This is a genomic window from Rossellomorea sp. FM04394, assembly GCF_041889765.1.
Lineage (GTDB): Bacteria > Bacillota > Bacilli > Bacillales > Bacillaceae_B > Rossellomorea > Rossellomorea aquimaris_B.
Window position 1 is genome coordinate 3675147 of sequence record NZ_CP168654.1, and the last position, 24006, is coordinate 3699152.

The following is a 24006-nucleotide window of genomic DNA, read 5'->3' on the forward strand; positions in this document are numbered from 1 at the left end:
GATTCTTTCGTTTATTCAATTTTAATAAAAAATTCTTCTACATAAGGATTAGCAGGCGGGTCGATTATTTCAAACACAGGATTCTTTATTACAGGCATTTCCTGACCATTGAAATCCACCTTATCAATCACGCCACTCACGTTAATCCATGTATCTGGTTCCAGTTTACTCAGTTCTGAATCACGTGCCAATAAACCATAAACAGAGGCATCGGCTACACAGCATGTAACGGTGAAACGGGAAATGACCAATTCTTCCTCTGCAAATCCTTCATCTTTATAAACAAAACCTGTAAGCTGAATTTCTTTACCGACGAAGTTGTCAAGATTTTCATCCACAATACTTAATGTTTGAATATATTGTTCATCTCTTACGAATATTTTTTCTTTTTTATTTACTATCTCCTTCAACTTGTCGAAATCCTTTTCCACAGGAAATTCGTCATACGGGTCGAGGGTGGGATCGGTTACAGCCGAACTTTTTTCAGCATTCTCATCTTGATTCACCCCTTTTTGTTCACTGGATGGCGGTGTTGAAAATAGACTATTCCCTACTTTCACCCCTCTTTTAGCCGCAACGGAACTATCTAGTAAGTTATCCGGCATGAGGAACCCAACAACAATTGGAAATATAAAAAGAGCATATACCATGCTGGACTTGAAGAATCCTTTTGGCAGTTCATGTCCTTCACAACCACAATGATGTTCTTTAACAGAAGCTGAAGATGTCCCCCGAATGATTTGAATCGCACCAAGAAGAATAAAAACACCCAGAGCAAAATACATGTATCCATGCATTTTTGGTGCGACAAAGTTTTGCAAATTAAACGTTAAAAATAGTTTCAATACCAAGAGAGCATATCCGATTAAGATGATCCCTCTGATGAATGTATGGAATTGAATGGATTGTTTCACTCCTCTTGCCCCCTTTACACAAATACTTGGAATACAAGCGTGCAAATATATACTACGATTGTCACGATTCCAATAAAGATCAACACGAATTTTTTATTAAAGTAAGCAAGCATCAATAATGTATTCTTGAAATCAATCATCGGCCCATACACTAAAAATGCCAAAAGGGACGAAGCAGAAAAGATACTGCCGAAAGACGAAGCCACGAATGCATCTGCCTCTGAACATAAAGAAATAATATACGCAAACCCCATCATAACCGCCGGTGCCAGAACCTCATTCGTCCCAATCCCCACTAACAGTTCTCTATCAAGATATGTCTGAAATCCTGCTGCAACAAATGCTCCGATGATAAGAAATTTACCCATGTCAAAAAATTCATCACTGGCATGTACAATCGTCTGCATTAGTTTATTGGGAGAGTGATCGTGATGATGCTCGTGATCATGCTCTTTCTGTATTAGCGGGTTTCTCTTTCCATAAAACCTGTACAATAGTGCCCCAATGATTAAGGCAGCTATTAGAGCAATACCCATCCTTCCCCAGACAACCGTCATATTATTCTGGAACGCATAATAAGTAGATGCGAAGACTATCGGGTTTAATATAGGCGCCGTTACCATCACGACAATCGCAAGATGAGCAGGCATCCCTTTTTTAATCAGTCTCCTGGCCACCGGTACAATGGCACATTCACATACCGGAAGCAATGCCCCTACTACAGCTGCAGGAAACAAAGCCAGGTAAGGGAATCTCTTGGGAATGATTTTTTGTAATAACCTCTCAGACACAAATACTTGAATAAGTGCTGATGCGAAGACACCGATTAAGATAAAAGGTATCGCTTCTAATAGGATACTTAAAAATATAGTAATGACATTCGCCATCGAAGAAGTAAGAAACTCGTCCGGGACATACACTTTCACCCAATCTCCTGCTAAAAAAAGAACAATGAATAACAAAAATAATAATATCCCTGTCATTTCTTGACTGAAGCTTCTCAAAGAATTCATTCATTTACGTTTCCTTTCTTTAGTTTACATCTTTTAATCGTAATCATTTCGCTTTACATTATACCTTATTCTTGTCCCAAAAAACTATGCTAAATTATTTTTAATCTTTCTTTAACATTTCAATTCTGCATAACCTAAAGTTATTCTTCAAAAACTACAAATGAATTGAATAGATTGGAGGGGATTCAAATGACGAAAAAGTACAACAAAGGCAGTGAAAATCAAAATTCACCCAAGCGCGGCACCACGGAATTTGCTAACGAAATCACGAGTGGAGACAACAGTAAGGGTAATAAGCACAATAAAGACCAACGTAATAAAACGAAATAAAAAGAACCTGCCTGATGAATCATCAGGCAGGTTTTAATTAGTTATAAGTAATTGTCTCAACTGGTTCTCTTACTCATCATCACCAGTAATCCTCACCGCGGCAGTACCATTTTGAAGATAAGTGGGCGGTGCCGGATCAACTTCTTTATCATTACTTCCATAAAATCTTTCATTCAATTCCATATTTGCTTCTGTAGTCGATGTTCTTTCATCCTGTTTCTTCATATCATCACCCTTTCGCTATTAGCGTATCGGATTCCAAATGAAATATACGCTCATTTTTCTCTAAAAAAAGGACAAACTAACCAATGAAAATAGACTACAAGGAGGAAATGAAGAATGGATTATAATCGTGTAAAACAGATATTATCTTCTTCAGCTGATATTGAAGTAAAATATAAAGATGCATCTGTCTGGATCGACTCTGTTAATGAAGATGGAAAAACAGCCGTTGTTCATCTTCGCGGACCATTAGAAGAACGTTCTGAAGTAAGTGTCTCAGATTTAGAAGAAGCATAATCGTAGAAAAGACCATGCAGTCCCCCCCCCCCCGAAAGGAAGGAGAAGCATGGTCTCATCTATCTTAAACTTATTTATTGTCTTTGATTTTCCCTTTGTTTTTAAGAAGTTCAAAGATCATTTTTGCTTGATCTGTGTTATCGATCATGCCGGAGAATTTCTCTTTTTGTGGACCAAATGCATACACAGGAACGTCATCTCCTGTATGTCCATCCGTTGTCCAGCCCGTGCCTGAACGCTTGTCGAAGATTTTCTCGATTGCATTATCGATTTCGGTTTGATCGCCTTTTTCTGCTGCTTCTTTCACAGAAGCGATTTCCTCTTCCGTCAGCTCAAGGTCGATATTTTCAGCTAATGTTTCTTCCACTGAAGCACCATTTACAATTTGTTCTGCCATGAAATCAGGAGTGCGTTTTGCAGCTTGAATCGGTGCCGGATCCCAATTGTATTCACCGTCTGCACCAATCGAGATTCCTCCTGTAGAATGGTCGGCTGTAACGACTACCAATGTTTCACCATTTTCTTTCGCAAAATCCCTAACTTCTTCAAGAGCCATCTCAAAGTCTCTCATTTCACTCATAGCCCCGACAACATCATTATCGTGACCAGCCCAGTCGATTTGACTGCCTTCCACCATCAGGAAGAATCCGTCCTTGTCACCTTTTAAACGGTCTAGTGCAGATGTCGTCATATCCGCTAAGCTTGGCTGTTCTTCATTACGGTCGATCATCTTGTCCATCCCGACTTCAGAGAAAAGACCAAGAATTTGCTTGTTGTCGTCATTTTTAAGTTCCTCAGCTGATTTCACATAGCTGTAGCCATCCTTTTGGAACTCCTCAGCAAGGTTACGGTCATCACGTTCGAAGAAGTCCGTCCCCCCACCTAACATGACGTCTATCTTATGCTCTCCATTAATCATTTCATCATAATAGTCATCCGCAATCGCATTTTCGCTTTTACGCTGCTCTTCATGCGCTCCATAGGATGCTGGAGTGGCATGGGTGATTTCTGATGTTGCCACGATTCCTGTAGACATGCCGTTTTCTTTCGCCTGCTCTAATACCGTTTTAACATCAGTCTTATCATTATCTACTGCGATTGCATTATTATATGTTTTGACCCCACCGCTCATCGCCGTAGCAGCAGCGGCTGAGTCTGTTACGTTTTCTTTCTCATCCTCTGGATAAGTGGATTGTAATCCGACAAGGTAAGGATCGAATGCCGTTTTTTCCATTTCAACTGTTTCTGGATTGTCATTCATATAACGAAGAGCCGTTGTGTAAGGAACACCCATTCCATCACCAATCATAAAGATGACGTTTTTTGCTTTGCCATTCTTGGATTCCTTCGCTTGGGCTTCTGTGTTGTCCTGATTCATTCCTATTACACTTCCAAGAGCTAATGTTGACACAACCGCTAATGGAAGAATCTTCTTCATTGAGTTCTTCATTTACCCTACCTCCTATAATTTCGAATACATATGTAGAATAAAGGGGAAATATGAAGAACCATTTGCAAATGGACTACAGGAGTGTAAAGGTTATGTAAATGAAGAAAAACAGGTATAAAGTCACCTGTTTTTCATTAGTAAAACGATCCCGTTCATAGTCTTTACGAGCTCATTACTCTCTGATCAGAGGAAGCGTACAGCAGCGGAATGAGCCGCCTGACTTGATGATTTCGGATAAATCCAGTTCAATCACGTCAAAACCCTTCGATCTGATTCGTTCATTCATGTCTTGATTTTGAGTGAGACTGATTATTTTCCCGTCACCGATCGCTAATACATTGGGACCCATTTGAAATTGTTCGTCGTCAGACACAGTAATGATATTATAATGTTCCTTGATTGACTCAAGATCCTCTTTAGAAAAGGCAGGTGGATACACAAGGGCCCATTCCTCTGAAATGATCGTAAATACACAATCCAAATGAAGAATCCCTTCTTTTAAAGGTAACTCATGAACGGTATATTGGGGGAGCTGATTTCGTAACGATTGGATGGCCAATTGGTTCGTCCGTCCACTCACTCCGATCCAAATATTCTGCTCATCAACGAGCACATCCCCTCCTTCAATGGAATGGAGAAGTTCATGATAAGGCACGTCATTCGTTTCCAGCCAATTCTTGAGCGTTTTCACTTCGCCCCGCCTGACATCGGTATTCATCGATGCAACGAAGAACTGATCATGAATCGAGAAACCGATGTCCCTCGTGAAGACTTGTTCATTAAACTCCGGTGATGGTTGAAGGTGAATGACTTCTGAACCATTTTTCTCTAATGTATCAACAAAGTGTTTATGTTGCTGTACCGCTTTATCTATATTGATATTTTCCTTTAGGAAATGCTTTTGAGTCTCATTTATGATTTCATTTATTTGCATATTTTCAGGTGAAACAACGACCACTTTCTTTAACTTTCCATACTCATTGGAACAATGGGTTTTAGATTTTGGAACCAACGGGGAATTTAAACTCATCTTTTCGCCCTCCATTTATATACTCTTAAAAACTGCTTTTCCCTGTTATTATGCTGATAAAACTTCCTTTTTATAATTTATGCTGAAGAAGCCTAAACAGGGACGACGGGTATAGTTAATGGGTGTTATATGGGCTACTGTGCACTCAATTAAAAAAGGACTCAGCTAAGCCCTTTTTAGAATGCCTTCTATTGTTCTTCTGAGGCTTTATCGTCCTTATCCACCTCATCGTCATTCAATGTTTCACCGGAAGGATCTTCATTAAGCGTACCCTCATTATCTTCTTCATCCGCTTTGTCTTCATTCATGGAATCTTCGTTATTCGACTCTTCATTCATAGTGCTTTCATCTTGAGAAGTATCCTGCTGTTCCACGTTATTACCTTCATCTTCGGCACCTTCATCATTTCCACAACCAGCTAAAACCAAGCCTGCACTCAGCGGTAAAGTTAGTAATAAATTTCTTATTTTCATTAACAATCTCTCCTTTGAAGTGTGTCTGTAAGTGCTTAGTTCTTGTTTACCACGAATAGATTATGATAAACAAATGAGTGAGATTTTGGAAATGAGCCCTTTGTTATCCAGTGAAAAAAGCGTGCTGTCGCACGCCAAAATAATACTTCCTAATGAACCATCCGGTCATGATCCTTCCAGTATTCTTTTCGAAGCACAACCTTTTGGATTTTTCCTGAAGCGGTCTTTGGTAACTCCTTTGCAAAGGTAATACTCTTCGGTGCTTTGAAGTGGGCAAGCTTTTCTCTGCTGAATTCGATAAGATCCTTTTCCGTTAAGCTGTGACCCTCCCTGATAACAACGACTGCATGGGGCACTTCTCCCCAACGCTCATGGGGGATGGCTACGACCGCTGCTTCGAGGACACTGTCATGTTCATAGAGAGCCCCCTCTACTTCAATGGAAGAGATGTTTTCTCCTCCGCTGATGATGACGTCTTTCATTCGGTCGACAATTTCAATGAAGCCATTCTCGTCGACCGTCGCCATATCACCTGTATGCAGCCATCCATCTCGAATGGCTTGATTGGTTGCTTCGGGGTTTTTAAAATATCCTTCCATCACGGTATTCGTTCTTGTCACGATTTCTCCAATCGCTTTTCCGTTACGGGGCACTTCATTACCGAGCTCATCCACTACTATTACCTTGCTGCCAATCATACTGTAGCCGGCTTTCGCCTTTAACCGGTATTTTTCTTCCTTTGGTCGGTCCTGTTCGGAAGATCTCAGGATGGATGTAGTGATAAGTGGTGATATTTCAGTCATTCCGTACACCTGGATAAACTCCCACTTTAGATCCTCTTCTACCTTTCGGACAAATGCTGGTGGAGGAGCCGAACCCGCAATGACAACCCTTACATCTTGTCCGATAGTCCGCTCCCTGTTCGGATAGTTCTCCAGAAGCATATTCAGAACAGTCGGCGCCATATGCATAACCGTTACGCCGTGCTTCTCGACTTTATCTAAAATCATCTCAGGGTCTACTTTTCTGAGCATCACCTGGGTCGCACCGTTGGCAGTATAATAGAAAGGTGAACCCCAGCCATTCACATGAAACATGGGCAGGACATGGAGTAACGTGTCGCGATCCGAAACCCGTAAATGATGCATGGATGATAGAGCATGCAAATAATTGGACCTGTGGGTGAGGAGCACTCCCTTCGGATCTCCTGTCGTCCCACTCGTATATAATAAAGAAGCGATGTCGGTTTCTTCCAGGTCTACGCGATCGAAAGATTCGTCGCTGAATGAACCGCGCCACTCGTCATAGCCGGGGTGTCCATCTATTGACTCACCATGGATCACAATATGCTTTACATTCGGCACCCTTGACAAAATCGGCTGAACCAGTGGATACAGTTCCTCATCCACAAATAATACTTTGCTCTCGCTATGAGTCAGAATAAATTGATAATCCGCAGGTTTTAAGCGCGTATTAAGCGGTGTCATAATCCCTCCGACACCATAGACACCATAGAATCCCTCCAGCATCTCAGTGGTATTGGGGGCCAGGTACGCAACCTTGTCCCCTTTTTCAACCCCGAATTCCTTTAGTCCTCTAGACAATTGATTCACTCGGGCATTCAGCTGCTTATACGTCAAACGCTTTACATCATCAATGATTGCCACCTTTTCCCCATATTGTTCGACTGCCCGATCCAGAAAATCCGTTAACACTAATGGTACATGCATATGTACAACCCATCCCCTCTGTTAGTAAATGACTATTTATATTCATTATTTTAGCAGATTCGGAATATTTATTGGGAATATTCTGAAATTTATTGTCTTGAAGGATAGTCCTCCACTCCTTTCAACAAAAAAAGCATGATGACACATTGGTCACCATGCTTTTAAAGTCAGCGGCCTCTTCTATTTGAAGATGCTCTTCCTTGGCTGTTTCTTTTACCGCTGGAGTCGTTTCTTCTAGGTTTGCCAGAATCACTTGACCTTGATGGTCTGCCTTTTGAAGGGGCGGCTGAGTCACGGCCGCGCCGGGATGATGATTCTTCCCTTTTGGTCCGACGACTGTTTGACGAGTCACCACCGTCACTGTTACGGGACCTGCCTCCACGTGGAGACCTTGCTTTTCTCTCTTTATTCGCCTGGATATTCTTTTCACGTCTATCCTTCGCACTTTCATTTGATCCCTTATGGACATTGGCGGGTTCCTTAGAAGGTGCGACCTCCACGATACGACGAGGCAATGAACGGCCAATGCCTTTTTCAATCATTTCCAAGTCCTGCTTATCCTTTAATGCAACAAACGTGATGGCCAGCCCATCTTTACCGGCACGTCCCGTACGTCCGATTCTGTGAATGTAGCTTTCCACATCTTGAGGGATATCATAATTGAATACATGAGTTACGCCTTCAACATCAAGACCACGAGCTGCCACATCCGTTGCGATAAGAAGTTGAAGCTTCGCATCCCGGAACTTCTTCATCACGTTTTCCCTTTTCGCCTGGGATAAATCGCCGTGGAGCTCATCGACTAGAAACCCTCTCGCTTTAAGGTCTCCAAGCAGCTTGCTGACCCTTCTTTTCGTGCGGCAGAAAATGATGCCTAAAAACGGCTGAACATCATCGATCGTTTGACTGAGGGCTTCTAATTTCTGACGATCCGTCGTTTCCACGATTTCCTGCTGGATTTCCTGTACGATTTTTTCTTTTTCACGGATCTGTACATTATGCGGGTTGTTCATATAGCGCTTGCCGATCTTTCGGATATCCTTTGACATCGTCGCAGAGAATAGCGCGGTTTGACGGGTGAACGGCGTCTCGCGAATGATCGACTCCACTTCATCAAAAAATCCGATATGAAGCATTTGATCTGCTTCATCCAGTACTAAGAACGATACGTTTGAAAAGTCCACGGTCTCCCGACGAACGTGATCAAGTAAACGACCCGGTGTTCCAATCACGATATGAATCGCTTTATTCTTCAGTCGCTTGATCTGCTTCTCAACATCCTGGCCGCCATACACAGCCAACACATGTATGTCATCTTCCGTAGAAGAAAGAATCTGATTTAATTCAGCCGTTACCTGAATCGCGAGCTCCCTTGTCGGAGTCACAATAAGAGATTGGATCTCATCTCTCGCTGGATCAATTTTAGCAAGCATAGGCAGAAGAAAAGCCATCGTTTTTCCCGTTCCTGTCTGTGCCTGACCGATCACATCTTCTCCATTCAATAACACAGGGATGGTTTCGCTCTGGATCGGTGTTGGTTCTGTTATCGATTGTTCTTTTAACGCATTGACGTACTTAGGTTGAATTCCTAAGGAAGTAAAATCATTCAATGGGGTCACCTCTTTGTACCCATTATACCTTTAACTCTCTTTAGAAAATAGGGCACTATGTTATAATGGGAAAATCGTAAAATGAAATGAGGAATAATCATGCTGGCATTTGAAGATAAATTAACCATAATCGAAGAGTTTCCTGAGCTTACACGGAAGGATGTATCATTGAACCGGGTGAATTTCCACTTTGAAGACAGTCTCTATGATAAAACGACCGTGGTGTACCACCTGCACCCGAACGGAAACGGTTTTGTTTATACGGGCAGCCTTCCCGGTTATGAAGCGAATCAAAAAGGACTCGTCAATATCCGTGATTTTTCGGCGGATGAACTGCGCGTAATCATCCGGGCTTCCATTGATCACTTGGCAACGGAAGAAGAAATCGTGCCTCCGGTCGAACAGTTGTGGAAAGATGCGGATGGGCACTCCCTCACACTGCTGGAAGAAGATGACCGCTGGAATATATATGCCGGTGACAATTTGGAGGACAGCTTTGGCGGATATGATGAAGCTGCGTTGTATTTGCGTGAGGAAGGGTTTCGGAGACGTTGATAAGAAGTTAAAAGGACGAATTCTTTATCGATTCGTCCTTTTTTAATGGAATCTGGCGCTGCATCTGTCATGGGGCAGGGGTCCCCTTGTAAGAACCAAGTGAAATGGTGACGAATTCGGACGGTTTTTGGGAAAATCCAGGCGAAACTTGATGAATCCAGCCGGTTTATCTAAAAATCCAGCCGAAACTGTAATGAATCCGGCCGATCTCTGTGAAAATCCAGCCGATATTGCCGAGAATCCGGCCGATTCCGGGAAAAATCCGGCCGAATTACTTTTATTCCCAAATCAAAACCCAATTTGTTTATAGAGACCTTTTCAAAATATCCCTCACAGCGTCATAATCCATCTCCTTATAGGTTCCTACACCGGGCTTGATGAACGTCTTCTCCACAATGGCATCAAACTCGCTATCATCTATATCATAATCCCTAAGCGTACTTGGAGCGCCTAGCGAGTTCCAGAAGTCACGAAGAGCTTTAGCACCTTCTCTTGCCACTGTGATATCGTCCTTACCTTCAGGGGAGATACCGAAAACATTGACCGCTAGACTTTTCACTCGGGAGGGATCTTCTTCTGCGACATGCTCCAACCAGTTTGGGAAAAGAATCGCAAGGCCGCCGCCGTGTGGAATATCGTAAACTGCGGAGATGGCATGCTCGATTCTGTGCGTTGCCCAATCTCCCCCATCTGTTCCATTCGAAAGGGTTCCATTAAATGCTGTTGTACTGACATACATCATCGTTTCTCTATGCTTAAAGGATTGTAAGTCTTCCAGTAATTGAGGGCCGGTTGCGATTGCCGTTCTCAACAGGGACTCAATGAATCCATCAATCATCGGTGTGTTTTCTGTCCGATGGAAATAGTGTTCAAGGGCATGGGACATACTGTCGACGATTCCATAGATTGTTTGATCCCGTGGCACAGAAAATGTATAGGCAGGATCAAGGATTGAAAACACAGGGAATACAATGGGAGAACCCCATCCTAATTTATCCTTCGTTTCCCAGTTGGTGATCACCGAAACAGAGTTCATTTCAGAACCTGTTGCCGCCAGGGTCAGAACCGTTCCAAACGGTAGAGCTTCTTTAATAGGAGCTTTTCCCGTAATCAAATCCCAAGCATCACCCTCGTATTTTGCCCCGACAGAGATGGCTTTTGTGCAATCGATCACACTTCCCCCACCAACTGCCAATATGAAATCAATCCCTTCAGTTTTACAAATTTCGACTCCTTTACGTACCGTTGTCAAACGGGGATTTGGTTCAACTCCACTTAGTTCGTATACAGACGCATCGACTTTCTCCAACTCAGCCAGTACATGATCGTAAACGCCATTTCGCTTGACGCTACCTCCCCCATAGACCAGCAGGATGTTTTTTCCTCTATCTAAAATAGTAGATAATTGCTTTACTTCATCTTTTCCAAAGTACAGCTTCGTAGGATTGTATTGCAAGAATGTATTCATGTTTCGCACCTCATCTTAAAGTTTGTGTACTCATAGTAACACTGAGTTCTTTCATATAGATATTGATACTTTTCCATATGACTCATCAAAAATATTGATATTAATGAGTTATTGATGAAATCAATTGCGTTAATGGCGGAGTTAGCCACTTCTTTCTTTGGTACACAACTTGCGTATAGACCTTTATTTTTTCATGATGAAACGGAAGTTGGATCACCTTACCGTTGTCAATTTCTTTCCTTACCGAGATTTCAGGTAAGATGGCAAGTCCTAAATCGTCCGCTACACATTGTTTAATCGCCTCTAGACTGCTAAAGGAAATAACGGATTTAGCCTGAACATTTTCTTCTTTCAGCAACTGTTCCAGCAAGACTCTGTAAGAGCAGCCTTCCTCCGTTAAAATCAAGGTTTCTGATTCAAGTTCCCGCAGGTCCATCACATGATATGAACCCAGTCGATGACCAGGAGGTGCAATCATGACAAGCTTTTCCTGACGAATCGGAATGGTCGTGAGTTCAGGGTGCTCCACATAACGGTCCATTAAAATCGAAACATCGAATTTCCCTTCAAGCGTCCCTTCCTTTAAATTCGGACAAAGTCCGGATTCCAATAGAATCTTTAATTCGGGATGCTTTTCTTTTAATTGTTTAATATAGGGCGTTATGAAATAGGCAGCCAATGATTCTACCGTCCCTACACGCAGCGTTCCCCTGAGATTACTTTCCTTCGAGATTCTTTCCTCTGCTTCATCTAAAAGGGATAGGATCTTCTCCACATAGTAATAGAGTTCTTCCCCAGATTGTGTAAGGCGCATCTTTCGGCCGACCCGCTCAAATAACTTAATGCGATAATGCTCTTCTAGCTTCTTGATTTGGGTGGTCACACTCGATTGAGCATAGCCCAGTTCTTCCCCGGTCTTTGTATAACTTCCCCATTTGGCGACTTCTTTAAAAGTATAAAAGTAATTCAGATCCATGCTCTTCCTCCATCATTATTTACGATAATTAGTATCAATAATTATAGATAACTCCAATACTTTAATCAATGATATACTCCAATCCAACACCTTTCCCCAACAAAAGGTGGCGTCCAATCCGTATGATACTGTACACTTTAACTATTACTTTGGCTGACTAATAGATAGGAAGGATTTTCTTTCCTATTCCGCTTATGGGTCGCTCTTCATCAAATCCCGCCATATAATTTAAGCAAATATAAACTGTAAACCAAAATTCATTTGGAGGAGTGTTAATTAATGAAAGTATTAGCGCTTTTAGGGAGCACACGAAAAAACGGTAATTCTGAATACCTTGCCAAAAAGATCGTTGAAGGAACCTATCATACCATCGTGTCGCTTGCCGATCTGCATATTAAACCGATCGAAGACTTAAGACACTCAGAAGGTGGATTCTCGCCTGTCGATGATGACTACGAACAGCTCGTCCATTTAATGGAAGAGCATGACGTATTACTGTTTGCTACACCCCTTTATTGGTACGGAATGAGTGGTCCCATGAAAAACTTCTTCGACCGCTGGAGCCAGTACCTGCGCGATGAGCGCTTTACCTTAAAAGAAGAGCTAGCGAAGAAAAAAGCGTTTGTAGTGATTACCGGTGGAAGCTCTGCAAAGATCAAAGGCCTTCCCCTGGTACAGCAGTTCAATTACATTTTTGAATTCGTCAATATGGAATTTGCGGATTATATGATCGGTGCCGGAGTGAAGCCCGGAGAAATCGCAAATGACGTAGCAGCCCTTGAAAAAGCTGAGCGTTGGAATGCACAATTCAAATAATGGATGATCCCTCTATGGGGGTCATTTTTTTGTTGATTTTTCCTTGATAAGGAAACAGTATAAGCACAACTCTTTATGGGAGGCTCACTATGGATTTTCCAACGATACACACAAACGTCTGGGACGCCGTCATCGCGATTCCTGTCATTATCATCCTCACCCAACTCATTAAAGTTCTCTTTAAACCTCATGGCTTTTTAGTGCCTAATATTGCCGTCATTCTTGGCTTGCTTATTTCCATTTTCATCAGTCATAAAGGGCACCTTGCTACGGGGATTTTCATGGGTTTCTTTTATGGATACGCTGCGATTGGGAATTATGCTTCTTTGAAGACTTCCGTATTGGCTTTTCGGGGGGAGAAGGAGGATGTTCGATGAGGGGTGTTAAGTCGTATCTTTTATCTTTGGTTGACCCAGTGGTTGAAAGGTTCACTGAAGAAAATCCGGCCGAAAAGTGGAGTAATCCGGCCGAAATCACGAAAAATCCAGCCACTTACCAAATTATAACAAACGCCTCACCATGACTCTACAATTTACACAAAAAAAGATGACCAAAGTCATCCTTGAAGTCTTCCCAATATCGTCTTCAATGTCTGATCCAAACTCTCCAACTCTTCCCCATCCATCTCTAATCGCTCGAGCAACCGGGTCGGAACACAAGCAGCTTTTTCTTTAAGGGCTTCTCCTTTCTGTGTAAGAGAAATTTCGACGCTCCGCTCATCCTTAACAGATCGATGACGCTCAACGAGTCCGTTTGCTTCCATTCTTTTCAGCATCGGAGTTAACGTTCCCGAGTCTAAGAACAATTTTCGTCCCAATTCTTTTACAGATACCGTTCCATCTTCCCAAAGCACTAACAATGCCAGGTATTGCGGATACGTCACACCGATTTCTTCAAGCAGCCCGCGATATAACTTTGTTATTTCCCGCTCAGCTGTATAGATCTTAAAGCATATTTGATTCTCTAATAATAATGGATTTTTCATACATGCATATTCCTTTCTTGAACAAACTAACCTAAGATCATCATACAAATAAAGATATCAATTATCAAATTTAATTTTACAAAAATCAATTGTTGACAATTAAAATAAAAGTTGTTAATATAAGTTTTGTAATATTAAATTGTACACAATCAAAACGAATGAGGAGTGAAAGAAATGGAAGCATTATACACAGCAAAAGCAACAGCAACAGGTGGACGCGCCGGAAAAGTAACCAGCAGTGACGGAGTATTGGATGTCGGTTTGGCAATGCCTAAATCACTTGGTGGATCCGGGGCAGAAGGAGCAACGAATCCAGAGCAACTGTTCGCAGCTGGATATGCGGCTTGTTTCGATAGCGCTCTTAACTTGGTGGCCCGTCAAGAAAAGAAAAAGATTGAATCGAAAGTTACGGCTGAAGTCTCTATTGGTAAAGATACAGACGGAGGTTTTAAACTTGGCGTTGTTCTTTCAGTGGCCGTCAATGGTGTTGAACTGGATGAAGCGAAGCAATTGGTTGAAAAGGCACATGGAGTTTGCCCATACTCTAAAGCAACGAGTGGCAATATTAATGTTGAACTAAACACTGAATTATACTAAATAATCGTGGATAGGCAATTAAATGCCTATCCCCTTTTTTTATACTGTAACGAACGTTTGTTCTAGTTTCATTCCAATAGATTGGACTATAATAAGAGGGTATTAAAATTCATGCGTACTGGAGTGGAGAAGTGATGAAGCATCAGGCTACACCTTATTTTAGTTTTAGTGGCGAAGCAAAAGAAGCACTAAACTTTTACAAAGAAGTGTTTGAAGGAGAAGTATTAACAGTTCAGACTTTTGGCGAAGCTGATTACCCAAGTCCACCGGAAATTGCTGATCAAATCATGCATGCTCACTTTAAAAAAGGAGATTTTTCCTTCATGATGTCAGATAGCTTTCCTGGTCATCAGCCAACGGCAGGAAACAATATATCCCTTGTCCTTGAGCTGGAAAGTGAAGAGGAAATCAATAGATACTATAGTCGTTTAACTGAAAAAGGAACAGTAGTTATGGAGCTTCAAGACACGTTCTGGGGTGCTATGTATGCAAAGGTGAAAGATCCTTATGGCATCAATTGGGACTTGAATTACACGAAAAAATAAACCAGTGGCTGCTGCAAACCTGCAAATGCAGTAGCCGTTTTTCCACGTTTACACTGATACATTTCGATCGAATTCCTTTCAGACTGGAACATCCTCTTTAGAATAAATCCTACCTAACTTAATAATTTTACTCATTTAATGCTGATGGAACCCACTAAAAAGCTGAAGTATATAACGGTAACGAGTAATTATGTTTTATTCAATACTGTTAAAGGGAATGGAATATGAACATAATTTAAATGACGATATTTCTTATTGGGGGAACCAACATGGATCTACATAATGGCCGCTTATTTTGGCCAACTACATTAAAAGATAAAAAGAGAAGCTTCGATACACATTATGATGTTGCCATCATAGGGGGAGGGATGTCCGGGGCATTATGTGCCTACTCACTTACCGAAGCGGGGTTGCGCGTTGCAATCATCGAGAAGCGAAGAATGGCTTCAGGGAGCTCAGCTGCTAATACTGGTTTATTGCAGTTTTCCAACGATATCATGCTCCATGATCTGATTGAGCAAATTGGAGAAGAGAAAGCTGTCCGTTTTTATAAACTGTGTCTTGAAGCGATTGAAAGCCTTGAACAGATAGCAATGAAGTTACCAGTCTCTCCCGAATTCATACGGAGGAAGAGCATATACTATGCGAGTACTACCCGGCATGTATCAAAGCTGAAGAAAGAATACAAAGTATTGAAGGAAAATGGCTTTCCAGTAGAATATTGGTCCAAGAAAGAAATCAAGCAGCGATTGCCTTTTTCAAAGCCTGGTGCATTGATTACCGATGGAGATGCCGAAGTAAATCCATACCGATTTGTGAACGGCATCATTGACTATTTAAAAGTGGGCCAGAAGACCACAATCTTTGAAAACCTTGAAGCCGAGTTGACAAAAGAGGATTCCACCGGGGTCAGCATTCATACTTCTGAAGGCATTATCCATGCATCTCACTTGGTTCATGCAACCGGATATGAAACCCCTCCTATCGATAAGAAAATTGGCACTGATATCAATCGTTCTTATGCCATTGCAACAGAACCCATTGAAGATTTATCCCAATGGCATGAACGGGCTCTCATCTGGGAGACCAAACGCCCTTACTTATATATGCGCACCACAGTTGATAACCGGATCATCGCAGGAGGATTGGATGAAGATCCCCCTGAGGCACCTCAAAGTGAAAAGAAAATAGAAAAACGCGGAAAACAAATTGAAAAAGAAATTCAAAAACTATTCCCTGACCTTCATATCAAAATGGACTATGCGTGGGGAGCAAGCTTCGGAGAGTCATTGGACAACCTCCCTTATATCGGTAGGCATCCTGAAAAAGAACGCACATATTACTTATTGGGCTACGGTGGGAACGGCACGGTCTATAGTATGCTCGGATCTCACATCCTTCGTGATCTCATCTTAAACCGTCCGAACCAAGACGCAGACATCGTTAAATTGGACAGGTGAAAATGAGGGACGGACCTTCATAGGTCCGTCCCTCCCATCATAAGATAGTGCTTATCTTTTTTTTGGAGGTGTCCTTCTGATATCAGTTCTTTTGTGAGGCTGGTGACCGTTTCTCTTGTAGAGCCAATGAAGCTTGCGATGTCCTGGTGGGTAAGGGGGACCGTTATTTTTATGAATCTCCCATGTTTTTCTCCAAATTTTTTCACAAGAAATGACATGAAATAAAGAATTCGTTCTTTAACCGGTGCGTACATGATGCGTTCGAGGAACATGTTTCGTTGTTTCATATGTTGACAGAAGGTGTAGTAGAGCTCTGCAAGGAAAACAGGTTGCGTTACACTTAAGCTATCCAGTTGTTTAAGAGAAATGATCCATAAGATCGATTCATCGATCGCTTCTGCATAAACCCCCTCATCGTCTAAGCTTAAATGCGCTATGTTACTGAAGAAATCTCCCTCACCCAGCATGGTGAGAATGATTTTGCGTCCATCTTCACTGTTCTTATATAGCTTTATTTTCCCTGATTGAATCATGTACAGGTTTTTACTAAGTGAAAAAGGTTGAAAGATAACTTCTTTATTTGAGTAGTTTACGAGCTTTCCGGGAAGATCACTGGTGGATGAAGCAGATCGTAATGAGCTTGCTGCATTCAAGATGACTCCCCCTCCTTTTTTTCGAAATGAGAAACGAACTTCCCGTAGCCTTGTTCTTCTAACTCATCTTTCGGGACAAACCGAAGGGCAGCTGAATTCATGCAATATCTTAAACCTGTTGGTTCCGGACCATCATCGAACACATGACCCAGGTGGGAATCGGCGTGTTTACTCCTAACTTCCGTCCGCACCATGAATAGTGTGCGATCTTCGACTTCAACAATGTTCTCCTTAACTAGGGGACGAGTGAAGCTGGGCCAGCCGGTTCCGCTTTTATATTTATCTTTTGAGCTGAATAGAGGCTCTCCTGAAACGATATCCACATAAATCCCTTCTTCTTTGTTGTCCCAATATTCATTATCAAATGCTTTCTCGGTCCCGTCTTCCTGAGTCACTTTATATTGGATATCTGTAAGTCTATCTTTTAATTCTTCATCTGTGTAGGAAGGATAAAGGGGCTTCGTATCCAGCTTGATGTTCCGGTCTTCTCCCCAAGCTTCCTCAAGGAAGTCATCCCTTCCTGAGTTGTTTCGGTAAAACTTATAGCTTAATTCATTTTTCTTATAATAATCCTGGTGATATTCTTCCGCTTTGTAAAATGTCTTAGCAGGTTGGATTTCTGTGACGATTTCTTCTTCAAAGCGACCAGAGTCTGCTAATTCCTGCTTTGATCGTTGTGCTATATCCTTCTGTTCTTCATTATGATAGAAGATACCACTCACGTATTGTGGACCCCGGTCCACGAATTGACCACCATTATCGGTAGGATCGATTTGTCTCCAGAAAACCTTTAACAACTGCTCATACGTAATCACCTTAGGGTTGTATTCAATTTGAACGGCTTCCACATGCCCCGTTTGTTTCGTGGATACTTCATCGTAAGTTGGATTTTCCTCCTCACCGCCTGTGTATCCGGAAATGACGGAATACACGCCATCCAATTTTTCAAAAGGGGGTTCCATACACCAGAAGCATCCTCCTGCAAAGGTCGCAACCGCATGTTCATCATCTACCATATCTACCTTTACCGGCTCACTTCCCAATGACTTCTGGGTCATGCTTGCATACAATTTAGGCCCGAAAAAAGCCGCCAGACTCAATAAGAGTACCGCGCCGATCCCAATCATCACTTTTTTCATCGTCTCTCCTCCTTACTCATCTCTAAAGGTAATCTGAACCAAAAGGTACTGCCCGACTTACCATCACTCTCGACTCCGATTTCTCCACCATGAAGGTCAACAATCTCTTTGCAGATGGAAAGTCCTAATCCAGACCCTCCACTTGCTTTATTTCGTGACTTCTCCACCCGATAAAAACGCTGAAAGATCGATGCCTGTTCTTCAAGGGGAATCCCCTTCCCTTCGTCTGCAACCGAAAACCTCATCATCCCCCCATCTTTCACTGCCCTGATATCAAGCGTTGTTTGGTTAGGCGAAAAGGATAAGGCATTTTGTATTAAGTTGGTCATCACCCTTTTTATTTGAACAGGCATTAAAGAAACAAGAGGCAGGTGGTCATCGTATTCCACCTTCACTTCAACATGCTTATCTTGTAAAACTCTCTCGAATTGCTGGATGGTTTCAATCAAGAGTTTATCGATAGGTGTAAGCTGTGGATTCCACGCAAGTTTTCTATTCTCCAACTGTGAAAATTCCAATACCTCTTCAATCAATTGACTCAGTTTTTCTGTTTCTGACAAAATGGTCTCGTAATATCTCCTCCGTGTTTCCGGCTCTTCAATGATGTTATCGTTTAAAGCGGCAACAAAGGAATGAATCGATGATAAAGGTGTTCTGAGATCGTGGGAAACATTGGCGATCAGTTCACTCTTGAACTTCTCTGATTCCCTTAACTCATCGAACATCGCTTCTATTCTAGTGGACATATGGTTGAAGTTAGCAGCGAGCTCTTTAATTTCCTGCGGTCCGGCTTCTGTCACCTTCACATCAAAGTCACCCTTGGCCATTCGCTCTGCCTCTTTGCTCATCTGCTTGACAGACTTCAATAAAGGGGATGTGATCATCAAATTCACGGCAAAGGATAGGATCCCCGCCCCGAGCGTAATAAGGGAAAGCAGGAGGATGATATTGGGTGAGAGAAACATCTGAACATACGATATTGTGAGAAATACCAAGATGACGATGAGTGAAATCGTGTTGGCTAAAATAAGGAGGGTCCTAATTTTCATGACGATTCTACCCCCTCAAACTTATAGCCTATTCCCCACACGGTTTTTATCCATTGAGGCTCAGAAGGATCGACCTCTATTTTTTCTCTTAACCTGCGAATATGAACATTGATCGTATTGGCATCACCCAAATATTCATATCCCCATAATGTTTCGAGCAGCTGGGATTTGGAGAACACCTGTGAAGGATGCCCTGCTAACAGAGTTAATAGATCGAATTCTTTCACGGTCATGTCAATTTCTTTTCCTGCCACGACTACTTTTCGCTTATCCCGATCGATGTGTAAGTCTTTCCACTTAAGTACTTCCCTCTCTGCTTCCCGTTTTGGAGTGGAATAGGTCCTTCTTAAAACGTTTTTGACGCGAAGCAATAATTCCCGGGGACTGAAAGGTTTGGTGACATAATCATCCGCACCTATCGTCAGCCCATAAATCCGATCCTTCTCCTGCCCTAGAGCTGTCAGCATGATGATGGGGGTATCACTGTCTTCCCTTATCGTTTCAGCTGCCTGCCACCCATCCATTTCAGGCATCATAATATCCAGTATCACGATGTCCGGTTGGAACGTATTGTACAGTTGGATTGCCTCTTTTCCGTTAGAGGCAGTGCTCACTTCATACCCCTCCCTCATGAGGTACCGAGCGCATACATCCACAATATTTTCTTCATCATCTACTAACAGCACTTTGTTTGCCATGTTTACTCTCCTTTACATCGCCTTACCTAATTCAGCACGACCGAAATCCACATTAAATTGTTTACACCAGATGACAATGTCCATTCCTGATGATGCAGAATGATCTCCTGGTATTTCATAATTTTGATTGCCGATGTTCCCCTTTAATTTACCCAGTGAAATCCCTTCTTTGGTTTTCTGACCTTCTTCTACTAAGTAAACGTAAAGATCCGGTCCATTGGTCACTTCAAAATTTTCCAATCGGATATTTTTTTCTGATATACTCACTTTTCCTTTTGCTTCGTGATTTTCATCTGCTCCCTGAAAGGTCCCGACTAACTCATTTATTTCCATTGTATCGTTTGTCATTTCGTCTGGCGAAGATGAATCGGTTTCTTTCATACTATTCTCTCCTTGGTCTTTCATAATGGATCCGGAAGACGATGAAACAGCCGATTCGTTCACGACCTTATCCAAAAACAACGGAGAGATCAGCCACCACCCCACTCCCAAAGCTCCTGCTATAGCTATTCCAATCATCCATCTTATCATTTGATCATCCCCTCACTATGATTAACGATAGTTTAATAAACAAACCTTACGGATTCTTAACGGAAATCTTAATTAATTCTTAAATGTTATACCGACTTCATTTTGGACAGTCACAAGTTAATCTGAGATAGTAAAGATATCGAATGAAAAGGAGCAAAATGCATGCTACTATTTATATTTTTGCTGATCGCTATACTCTTGATTACCTTCCTGATTCTCAGATTCTACCCCGCGTTTGGCAAGAAGCCTTCCCTTGAACGCGTTCAATCATCCCCTCAGCATTCAAAAGGCTCATTTAACAATTCAATCCCAACCTCTATGGATACCAGCTTTTTCACGTCTCTTACGATGATCCGGGATCTTATGAAAAAAAATTCCAACCGTAAACCTGATCGCGATATTCCAATGGTCAGATTTCCTTCCTTTGACCATCCTCATTCCATTACAAAAATAAGTTGGTTTGGCCATTCAGCTTCAATGGTTGAGATTGGTGGAAAAAGACTCCTTCTTGATCCCATGTTTGGTCGTGCTCCATCCCCGTTTCCTTGGATCGGTGGAAAACGGTATAGCACAGAACTGCCTTTTGAAACAGATAAACTGCCTTCCATCGATGCTGTGATATTTTCCCATGATCATTACGATCATCTCGATTATGGCACCATTCTAAAGCTTCGGGACAAAGTGAAGCAGTTTTTTGTTCCCATTGGAGTGGGGAGTCACCTGGAGAGATGGGGAGTCCATTCTGATCACATAAAAGAGCTTGATTGGTGGGATGAGGTTGAATGGGATGGTCTTACTCTGGCTTGTACCCCGGCAAGACATTTTTCAGGGAGAAGCTTACATGATCGTAATGCTACCTTGTGGTGTTCATGGTGTATCATTGGGAACTCTTCCAGAATCTTTTTCAGCGGAGATAGTGGATATGGTCCTCATTTTAAAGAGATTGGCCTTATATATGGCCCATTCGACTTGTGCCTGATGGAATGTGGTCAATACGATCCCAGATGGGCACCGATACATATGAGCCCGGAAGAGACCGTACAAGCACATATGGATGTGAAAGGAAAACGGCTGTTGCCCATACATTGGGGTGCTTTCACGTTATCTTTTCATGAATGGACAGATCCCATCAAACGAGTGACGGAATGCGGGGCAGAACAAGGGGTCCATGTTGTCACCCCGAGAATCGGAGAAACATTTCCAGTAGAAGGTGATTACTACCCCTCTTCTAAATGGTGGGAATGAACCAACCATCGCCTAGTTGTATACAATATCTAAGAACTTTAAAGTAGGCGATTATACTATGGGCAATGAACAAAAAGCCATATTCGGAGCATGGGTTGCGGCAATCGGAACGGTCATTGCCGCTATTGGCAGCACCCCTATCAGGAGCATTCCTGAGGAGACTTTAAACTCGTTCAATCTCGTAGGAAATGAATTACAAGCAACCGGAAATGCTTTAGAGGCAGATGCAATAGATGATTTCACCTTGACGAAAGCAGGGAATGAAATTCAAGCGATTGGAAACGTAACCGTTATAGCCGGTATACTCATTAAGTTTAATGACATTACGAAACAAGAGCTGAACATTAAAGGAAATCTTCTCCAGGCATTAGGGGGAGGGGCTGCACTTGCCGATTCATTTGATGAAGAACATACGTTGGAGGAGCTTTATTCTATATACGGTAATCTCCTTCAGATTATCGGTAACTCACTCCAGGCCATTGCTGGAATCCTCGAATTGAATGAAAGAGACAGTGGCAATATCAATGTGGTGGGCAGCTGGATACAGGCAATCGGTGCGATCATTTCCGCATTAGTTCAAACGAAAGAGCCATCCTCATAAAGTTGATTTACATACCTCGATATTCGATATGTAGGGCAACCGGGTTGGCTGCTCTTTATTTTAAAAAGGATTTGCAGTTATCCTACTTGTAAAAATCGACATAGGCCTACCTTCTTAAAATCTCTCTTTATAGGTTGATGCCCATACCATTTGGTGTAGGGGCGAATATCCATAACCATAGATAGAGAGGAGGTTTATGCTATGAATGATTTACACTTTACCGGTAATGAAACAATTATAGATTACCATGATATACGCCGCCCCATCGGACGTGTGGGGTTTGGAAGACCTGGTTTCGGCTACGGGGGATTTGGAAGGCGCCCGTTTGGATTTAACCCGTTTTTAGGAGGACTTGCCGGCGGACTTCTGGGTGCGGCCCTTTTAAGTCCTTACGGTTATGGTTATGGATACGGATACGGATATCCACCACCTTATTATGGTTATCCTCCTTACCCTTATTATTATTAATACATTCATACACAAAAGGAGCCAGCGCACGTATTCCGCGTACACTGGCTCTTTTCATTCATCCATTGATTTTGAAGTACATACTTCAGATTTAACCAGTCTAAAGGATAGTTTCCGCAATGAGCTCATATGATCTTACTTTATCTTCAAACTGATCTACATTAGTAATGATCATAAATTCATCAGTCTGATAGATTTCACTCAGCATTTGAAGTTCCTCCCTCACCTTTTGAGGAGTCCCTATAATGGCCCGCTTTCGGTTTTCTTTCACTTTAACTTTTTCCAACTGTGTCAGCGTTCTTGCTTTTGCTTCTTCCTTGGAGGGAATTCTCGTGTCTCTTCCCTTCTCTACGGCTAATAGCCATAAATCCTGGGTGATGGCAATTTCTTCAGCTTCCTCTTGCGTTGGAGCACAGACGATAAAGATACAAACATTGCTCTCAGGTTGGGATAAAGACAGGGAAGGCTGAAAATGAGAATGATAGTAGTCCAGAGCTCTTTTCCCATTTACAGGATTGATAAAGTGACCATATGTGAAAGCGGTCCCCTGCTCAGCAGCCACGCGTGCCCCCCTGTGGGTGATCCCCAATATCCAGGGAATCGGTGGCCTCGTCACTTTTGGATAAGCCTTGACTGCTTGGTCATTTGAATGGTGCAAATAGTTTTGAAGGGCTTCTACCTGTCCGGGAAACTCATTCATACTCTTCTTTAATCCATCCGTCAGCGCCAGCCTTGTCTCATACGAACCACCAGGCGACCGGCCGATCCCAAGATCGATTCGATTCGGAAAAAGGGTTTCCAATACATTAAAGTCCTCTGCAATTTTGTAAGGGCTATACTGTGGAAGAAGCACCCCTCCGGATCCGACCCGAATCGAATTCGTCTTAGATGCAATATGAGAAATCAACACTTGAGGAGCAGAACCCGCAAGACCATTCGTATTATGATGCTCCGCGACCCAAAAACGGGTATACCCAAGCTCCTCCGTTCGCTCTGCAAGGGTCACCGTATGTTGAAATGCCGTCCGCGCATCCTCCCCCTTGGAAATCACAGACTGATCCAATACACTTAACTTCATTCATGCCACTCCCCTGCAATTCTGACTATCACTTAGTATGTCCCCAACATTATCACACGAATTTCCCATCAAA

At 42.3% G+C, this 24006-nt stretch carries 28 protein-coding genes; 11 read left to right on the forward strand and 17 right to left on the reverse strand.

Annotated features, from left to right (window positions below):
• Positions 1–11 precede the first annotated feature (11 nt).
• Positions 12–914 carry a TIGR03943 family protein gene (locus ACCB35_RS18585; RefSeq protein ID WP_374054801.1) on the reverse strand — a complete coding sequence of 301 codons (903 nt, stop codon included), beginning with the start codon at positions 912–914 and terminating at the stop codon, positions 12–14.
• Between the two features lie 14 nt (positions 915–928).
• A complete protein-coding gene (locus tag ACCB35_RS18590; RefSeq protein ID WP_374054802.1) occupies positions 929–1927 on the reverse strand; it encodes a permease in 999 nt (332 codons plus the stop codon).
• 189 nt (positions 1928–2116) lie between these two features.
• On the opposite strand from ACCB35_RS18590, the gene ACCB35_RS18595 reads away from it, so the two are divergent.
• Entirely contained in the window at positions 2117–2257 is a 141-nt protein-coding gene (locus ACCB35_RS18595; RefSeq protein WP_172655678.1) for a hypothetical protein, read from the forward strand.
• A 69-nt stretch (positions 2258–2326) separates the two neighbouring features.
• On the opposite strand, the gene ACCB35_RS18600 is transcribed toward ACCB35_RS18595, so the two are convergent.
• Positions 2327–2482 carry a hypothetical protein gene (locus ACCB35_RS18600; RefSeq protein WP_374054803.1) on the reverse strand — a complete coding sequence of 52 codons (156 nt, stop codon included), beginning with the start codon at positions 2480–2482 and terminating at the stop codon, positions 2327–2329.
• Between the two features lie 114 nt (positions 2483–2596).
• On the opposite strand from ACCB35_RS18600, the gene ACCB35_RS18605 reads away from it, so the two are divergent.
• Positions 2597–2776, forward strand: a complete 180-nt coding sequence (locus tag ACCB35_RS18605; RefSeq protein ID WP_324745292.1) for an H-type small acid-soluble spore protein — start codon at positions 2597–2599, stop codon at positions 2774–2776.
• A gap of 70 nt (positions 2777–2846) precedes the next feature.
• Here the strand turns inward: ACCB35_RS18605 and ACCB35_RS18610 are convergent, their stop codons facing one another.
• The 5 genes from ACCB35_RS18610 to ACCB35_RS18630 form a co-directional block, all read right to left on the reverse strand.
• Positions 2847–4226, reverse strand: a complete 1380-nt coding sequence (locus tag ACCB35_RS18610; protein WP_374054804.1) for an alkaline phosphatase — start codon at positions 4224–4226, stop codon at positions 2847–2849.
• 172 nt (positions 4227–4398) lie between these two features.
• Positions 4399–5256 (reverse strand): dimethylarginine dimethylaminohydrolase family protein, encoded by an 858-nt coding sequence (locus ACCB35_RS18615; RefSeq protein ID WP_374054805.1) that lies wholly within the window; start codon positions 5254–5256, stop codon positions 4399–4401.
• Between the two features lie 188 nt (positions 5257–5444).
• Positions 5445–5729, reverse strand: coding sequence for a hypothetical protein (locus tag ACCB35_RS18620; protein ID WP_374054806.1), 285 nt, complete (start codon positions 5727–5729; stop codon positions 5445–5447).
• A gap of 149 nt (positions 5730–5878) precedes the next feature.
• Positions 5879–7459: a long-chain-fatty-acid--CoA ligase gene (locus ACCB35_RS18625; RefSeq protein ID WP_374054807.1), complete on the reverse strand. Its 1581-nt coding sequence runs from the start codon at positions 7457–7459 to the stop codon at positions 5879–5881.
• Positions 7460–7626: 167 nt separating this feature from the next.
• On the reverse strand, positions 7627–9078 hold the full coding sequence (locus tag ACCB35_RS18630) for a DEAD/DEAH box helicase (RefSeq protein ID WP_374054808.1): 1452 nt from the start codon (positions 9076–9078) through the stop codon (positions 7627–7629).
• 90 nt (positions 9079–9168) lie between these two features.
• Here ACCB35_RS18630 and ACCB35_RS18635 point away from each other — a divergent pair, with 90 nt between their 5' ends.
• Entirely contained in the window at positions 9169–9624 is a 456-nt protein-coding gene (locus ACCB35_RS18635) for a hypothetical protein (RefSeq protein WP_044338207.1), read from the forward strand.
• A 304-nt stretch (positions 9625–9928) separates the two neighbouring features.
• On the opposite strand, the gene ACCB35_RS18640 is transcribed toward ACCB35_RS18635, so the two are convergent.
• On the reverse strand, positions 9929–11092 hold the full coding sequence (locus ACCB35_RS18640) for an iron-containing alcohol dehydrogenase (protein WP_374054809.1): 1164 nt from the start codon (positions 11090–11092) through the stop codon (positions 9929–9931).
• 100 nt (positions 11093–11192) lie between these two features.
• Entirely contained in the window at positions 11193–12068 is an 876-nt protein-coding gene (locus tag ACCB35_RS18645; protein ID WP_374054810.1) for a LysR family transcriptional regulator, read from the reverse strand.
• 279 nt (positions 12069–12347) lie between these two features.
• Between ACCB35_RS18645 and ACCB35_RS18650 the strand changes: the two genes are divergently transcribed.
• Complete coding sequence (locus ACCB35_RS18650; RefSeq protein ID WP_374054811.1) at positions 12348–12884, forward strand: flavodoxin family protein; 537 nt, start codon at positions 12348–12350, stop codon at positions 12882–12884.
• Positions 12885–12973: 89 nt separating this feature from the next.
• Positions 12974–13261: a hypothetical protein gene (locus ACCB35_RS18655; RefSeq protein ID WP_374054812.1), complete on the forward strand. Its 288-nt coding sequence runs from the start codon at positions 12974–12976 to the stop codon at positions 13259–13261.
• Positions 13262–13440: 179 nt separating this feature from the next.
• Here ACCB35_RS18655 and ACCB35_RS18660 read toward each other — a convergent pair whose 3' ends face one another.
• Complete coding sequence (locus ACCB35_RS18660; RefSeq protein WP_374054813.1) at positions 13441–13869, reverse strand: MarR family winged helix-turn-helix transcriptional regulator; 429 nt, start codon at positions 13867–13869, stop codon at positions 13441–13443.
• 174 nt (positions 13870–14043) lie between these two features.
• On the opposite strand from ACCB35_RS18660, the gene ACCB35_RS18665 reads away from it, so the two are divergent.
• The 3 genes from ACCB35_RS18665 (at position 14044) to ACCB35_RS18675 (ending at position 16471) form a co-directional block, all read left to right on the forward strand.
• Complete coding sequence (locus ACCB35_RS18665) at positions 14044–14466, forward strand: organic hydroperoxide resistance protein (RefSeq protein WP_374054814.1); 423 nt, start codon at positions 14044–14046, stop codon at positions 14464–14466.
• 134 nt (positions 14467–14600) lie between these two features.
• Positions 14601–15011 carry a VOC family protein gene (locus ACCB35_RS18670; protein WP_044338215.1) on the forward strand — a complete coding sequence of 137 codons (411 nt, stop codon included), beginning with the start codon at positions 14601–14603 and terminating at the stop codon, positions 15009–15011.
• 269 nt (positions 15012–15280) lie between these two features.
• Positions 15281–16471, forward strand: coding sequence for an NAD(P)/FAD-dependent oxidoreductase (locus ACCB35_RS18675; protein WP_374054815.1), 1191 nt, complete (start codon positions 15281–15283; stop codon positions 16469–16471).
• A gap of 17 nt (positions 16472–16488) precedes the next feature.
• On the opposite strand, the gene ACCB35_RS18680 is transcribed toward ACCB35_RS18675, so the two are convergent.
• From ACCB35_RS18680 to ACCB35_RS18700, 5 genes are read right to left on the reverse strand one after another with little or no spacing between them, the layout of a single operon-like run.
• On the reverse strand, positions 16489–17124 hold the full coding sequence (locus tag ACCB35_RS18680; RefSeq protein WP_374054816.1) for a Crp/Fnr family transcriptional regulator: 636 nt from the start codon (positions 17122–17124) through the stop codon (positions 16489–16491).
• The gene (gene msrB / locus ACCB35_RS18685) at positions 17121–18263 is read right to left on the reverse strand and encodes a peptide-methionine (R)-S-oxide reductase MsrB (RefSeq protein ID WP_374054817.1); all 1143 of its coding nucleotides are present in this window, start codon (positions 18261–18263) and stop codon (positions 17121–17123) included. The genes ACCB35_RS18680 and msrB overlap by 4 nt, the downstream gene beginning before the upstream one ends.
• The gene (locus ACCB35_RS18690) at positions 18260–19312 is read right to left on the reverse strand and encodes a sensor histidine kinase (protein ID WP_374054818.1); all 1053 of its coding nucleotides are present in this window, start codon (positions 19310–19312) and stop codon (positions 18260–18262) included. The genes msrB and ACCB35_RS18690 overlap by 4 nt, the downstream gene beginning before the upstream one ends.
• Positions 19309–20010, reverse strand: a complete 702-nt coding sequence (locus ACCB35_RS18695) for a response regulator transcription factor (protein WP_374054819.1) — start codon at positions 20008–20010, stop codon at positions 19309–19311. Before ACCB35_RS18695 ends, ACCB35_RS18690 begins: the two co-directional genes overlap by 4 nt.
• Positions 20011–20022: 12 nt before the next feature.
• Positions 20023–20541, reverse strand: a complete 519-nt coding sequence (locus ACCB35_RS18700; protein ID WP_374054820.1) for a DM13 domain-containing protein — start codon at positions 20539–20541, stop codon at positions 20023–20025.
• Between the two features lie 162 nt (positions 20542–20703).
• Here ACCB35_RS18700 and ACCB35_RS18705 point away from each other — a divergent pair, with 162 nt between their 5' ends.
• The 3 genes from ACCB35_RS18705 (at position 20704) to ACCB35_RS18715 (ending at position 22855) form a co-directional block, all read left to right on the forward strand.
• Positions 20704–21786 (forward strand): MBL fold metallo-hydrolase, encoded by a 1083-nt coding sequence (locus ACCB35_RS18705; protein WP_374054821.1) that lies wholly within the window; start codon positions 20704–20706, stop codon positions 21784–21786.
• Positions 21787–21844: 58 nt separating this feature from the next.
• Complete coding sequence (locus ACCB35_RS18710; protein ID WP_044338223.1) at positions 21845–22387, forward strand: hypothetical protein; 543 nt, start codon at positions 21845–21847, stop codon at positions 22385–22387.
• Between the two features lie 201 nt (positions 22388–22588).
• Complete coding sequence (locus ACCB35_RS18715; RefSeq protein ID WP_374054822.1) at positions 22589–22855, forward strand: spore coat protein; 267 nt, start codon at positions 22589–22591, stop codon at positions 22853–22855.
• A gap of 100 nt (positions 22856–22955) precedes the next feature.
• Here the strand turns inward: ACCB35_RS18715 and ACCB35_RS18720 are convergent, their stop codons facing one another.
• Positions 22956–23933 (reverse strand): LLM class flavin-dependent oxidoreductase, encoded by a 978-nt coding sequence (locus ACCB35_RS18720; protein WP_374054823.1) that lies wholly within the window; start codon positions 23931–23933, stop codon positions 22956–22958.
• Between the last annotated feature and the right edge of the window lie 73 nt (positions 23934–24006).

Bases quoted from the DNA above. Each gene is read 5' to 3' on its own strand.
- ACCB35_RS18605 (WP_324745292.1), top strand. From the start codon at position 2,597: ATGGATTATAATCGTGTAAAACAGATATTATCTTCTTCAGCTGATATT.
- ACCB35_RS18640 (WP_374054809.1), bottom strand. From the start codon at position 11,092: ATGAATACATTCTTGCAATACAATCCTACGAAGCTGTACTTTGGAAAA.
- ACCB35_RS18690 (WP_374054818.1), bottom strand. From the start codon at position 19,312: ATGAAAATTAGGACCCTCCTTATTTTAGCCAACACGATTTCACTCATC.
- ACCB35_RS18710 (WP_044338223.1), top strand. From the start codon at position 21,845: ATGGGCAATGAACAAAAAGCCATATTCGGAGCATGGGTTGCGGCAATC.
- ACCB35_RS18695 (WP_374054819.1), bottom strand. From the start codon at position 20,010: ATGGCAAACAAAGTGCTGTTAGTAGATGATGAAGAAAATATTGTGGAT.
- ACCB35_RS18620 (WP_374054806.1), bottom strand. From the start codon at position 5,729: ATGAAAATAAGAAATTTATTACTAACTTTACCGCTGAGTGCAGGCTTG.
- ACCB35_RS18675 (WP_374054815.1), top strand. From the start codon at position 15,281: ATGGATCTACATAATGGCCGCTTATTTTGGCCAACTACATTAAAAGAT.
- ACCB35_RS18670 (WP_044338215.1), top strand. From the start codon at position 14,601: ATGAAGCATCAGGCTACACCTTATTTTAGTTTTAGTGGCGAAGCAAAA.
- ACCB35_RS18655 (WP_374054812.1), top strand. From the start codon at position 12,974: ATGGATTTTCCAACGATACACACAAACGTCTGGGACGCCGTCATCGCG.
- ACCB35_RS18660 (WP_374054813.1), bottom strand. From the start codon at position 13,869: ATGAAAAATCCATTATTATTAGAGAATCAAATATGCTTTAAGATCTAT.
- ACCB35_RS18665 (WP_374054814.1), top strand. From the start codon at position 14,044: ATGGAAGCATTATACACAGCAAAAGCAACAGCAACAGGTGGACGCGCC.
- ACCB35_RS18610 (WP_374054804.1), bottom strand. From the start codon at position 4,226: ATGAAGAACTCAATGAAGAAGATTCTTCCATTAGCGGTTGTGTCAACA.
- ACCB35_RS18595 (WP_172655678.1), top strand. From the start codon at position 2,117: ATGACGAAAAAGTACAACAAAGGCAGTGAAAATCAAAATTCACCCAAG.
- ACCB35_RS18645 (WP_374054810.1), bottom strand. From the start codon at position 12,068: ATGGATCTGAATTACTTTTATACTTTTAAAGAAGTCGCCAAATGGGGA.
- ACCB35_RS18590 (WP_374054802.1), bottom strand. From the start codon at position 1,927: ATGAATTCTTTGAGAAGCTTCAGTCAAGAAATGACAGGGATATTATTA.
- ACCB35_RS18615 (WP_374054805.1), bottom strand. From the start codon at position 5,256: ATGAGTTTAAATTCCCCGTTGGTTCCAAAATCTAAAACCCATTGTTCC.
- ACCB35_RS18705 (WP_374054821.1), top strand. From the start codon at position 20,704: ATGCTACTATTTATATTTTTGCTGATCGCTATACTCTTGATTACCTTC.
- ACCB35_RS18625 (WP_374054807.1), bottom strand. From the start codon at position 7,459: ATGCATGTACCATTAGTGTTAACGGATTTTCTGGATCGGGCAGTCGAA.
- ACCB35_RS18600 (WP_374054803.1), bottom strand. From the start codon at position 2,482: ATGAAGAAACAGGATGAAAGAACATCGACTACAGAAGCAAATATGGAA.
- ACCB35_RS18700 (WP_374054820.1), bottom strand. From the start codon at position 20,541: ATGATAAGATGGATGATTGGAATAGCTATAGCAGGAGCTTTGGGAGTG.
- msrB (WP_374054817.1), bottom strand. From the start codon at position 18,263: ATGAAAAAAGTGATGATTGGGATCGGCGCGGTACTCTTATTGAGTCTG.
- ACCB35_RS18635 (WP_044338207.1), top strand. From the start codon at position 9,169: ATGCTGGCATTTGAAGATAAATTAACCATAATCGAAGAGTTTCCTGAG.
- ACCB35_RS18650 (WP_374054811.1), top strand. From the start codon at position 12,348: ATGAAAGTATTAGCGCTTTTAGGGAGCACACGAAAAAACGGTAATTCT.
- ACCB35_RS18720 (WP_374054823.1), bottom strand. From the start codon at position 23,933: ATGAAGTTAAGTGTATTGGATCAGTCTGTGATTTCCAAGGGGGAGGAT.
- ACCB35_RS18715 (WP_374054822.1), top strand. From the start codon at position 22,589: ATGAATGATTTACACTTTACCGGTAATGAAACAATTATAGATTACCAT.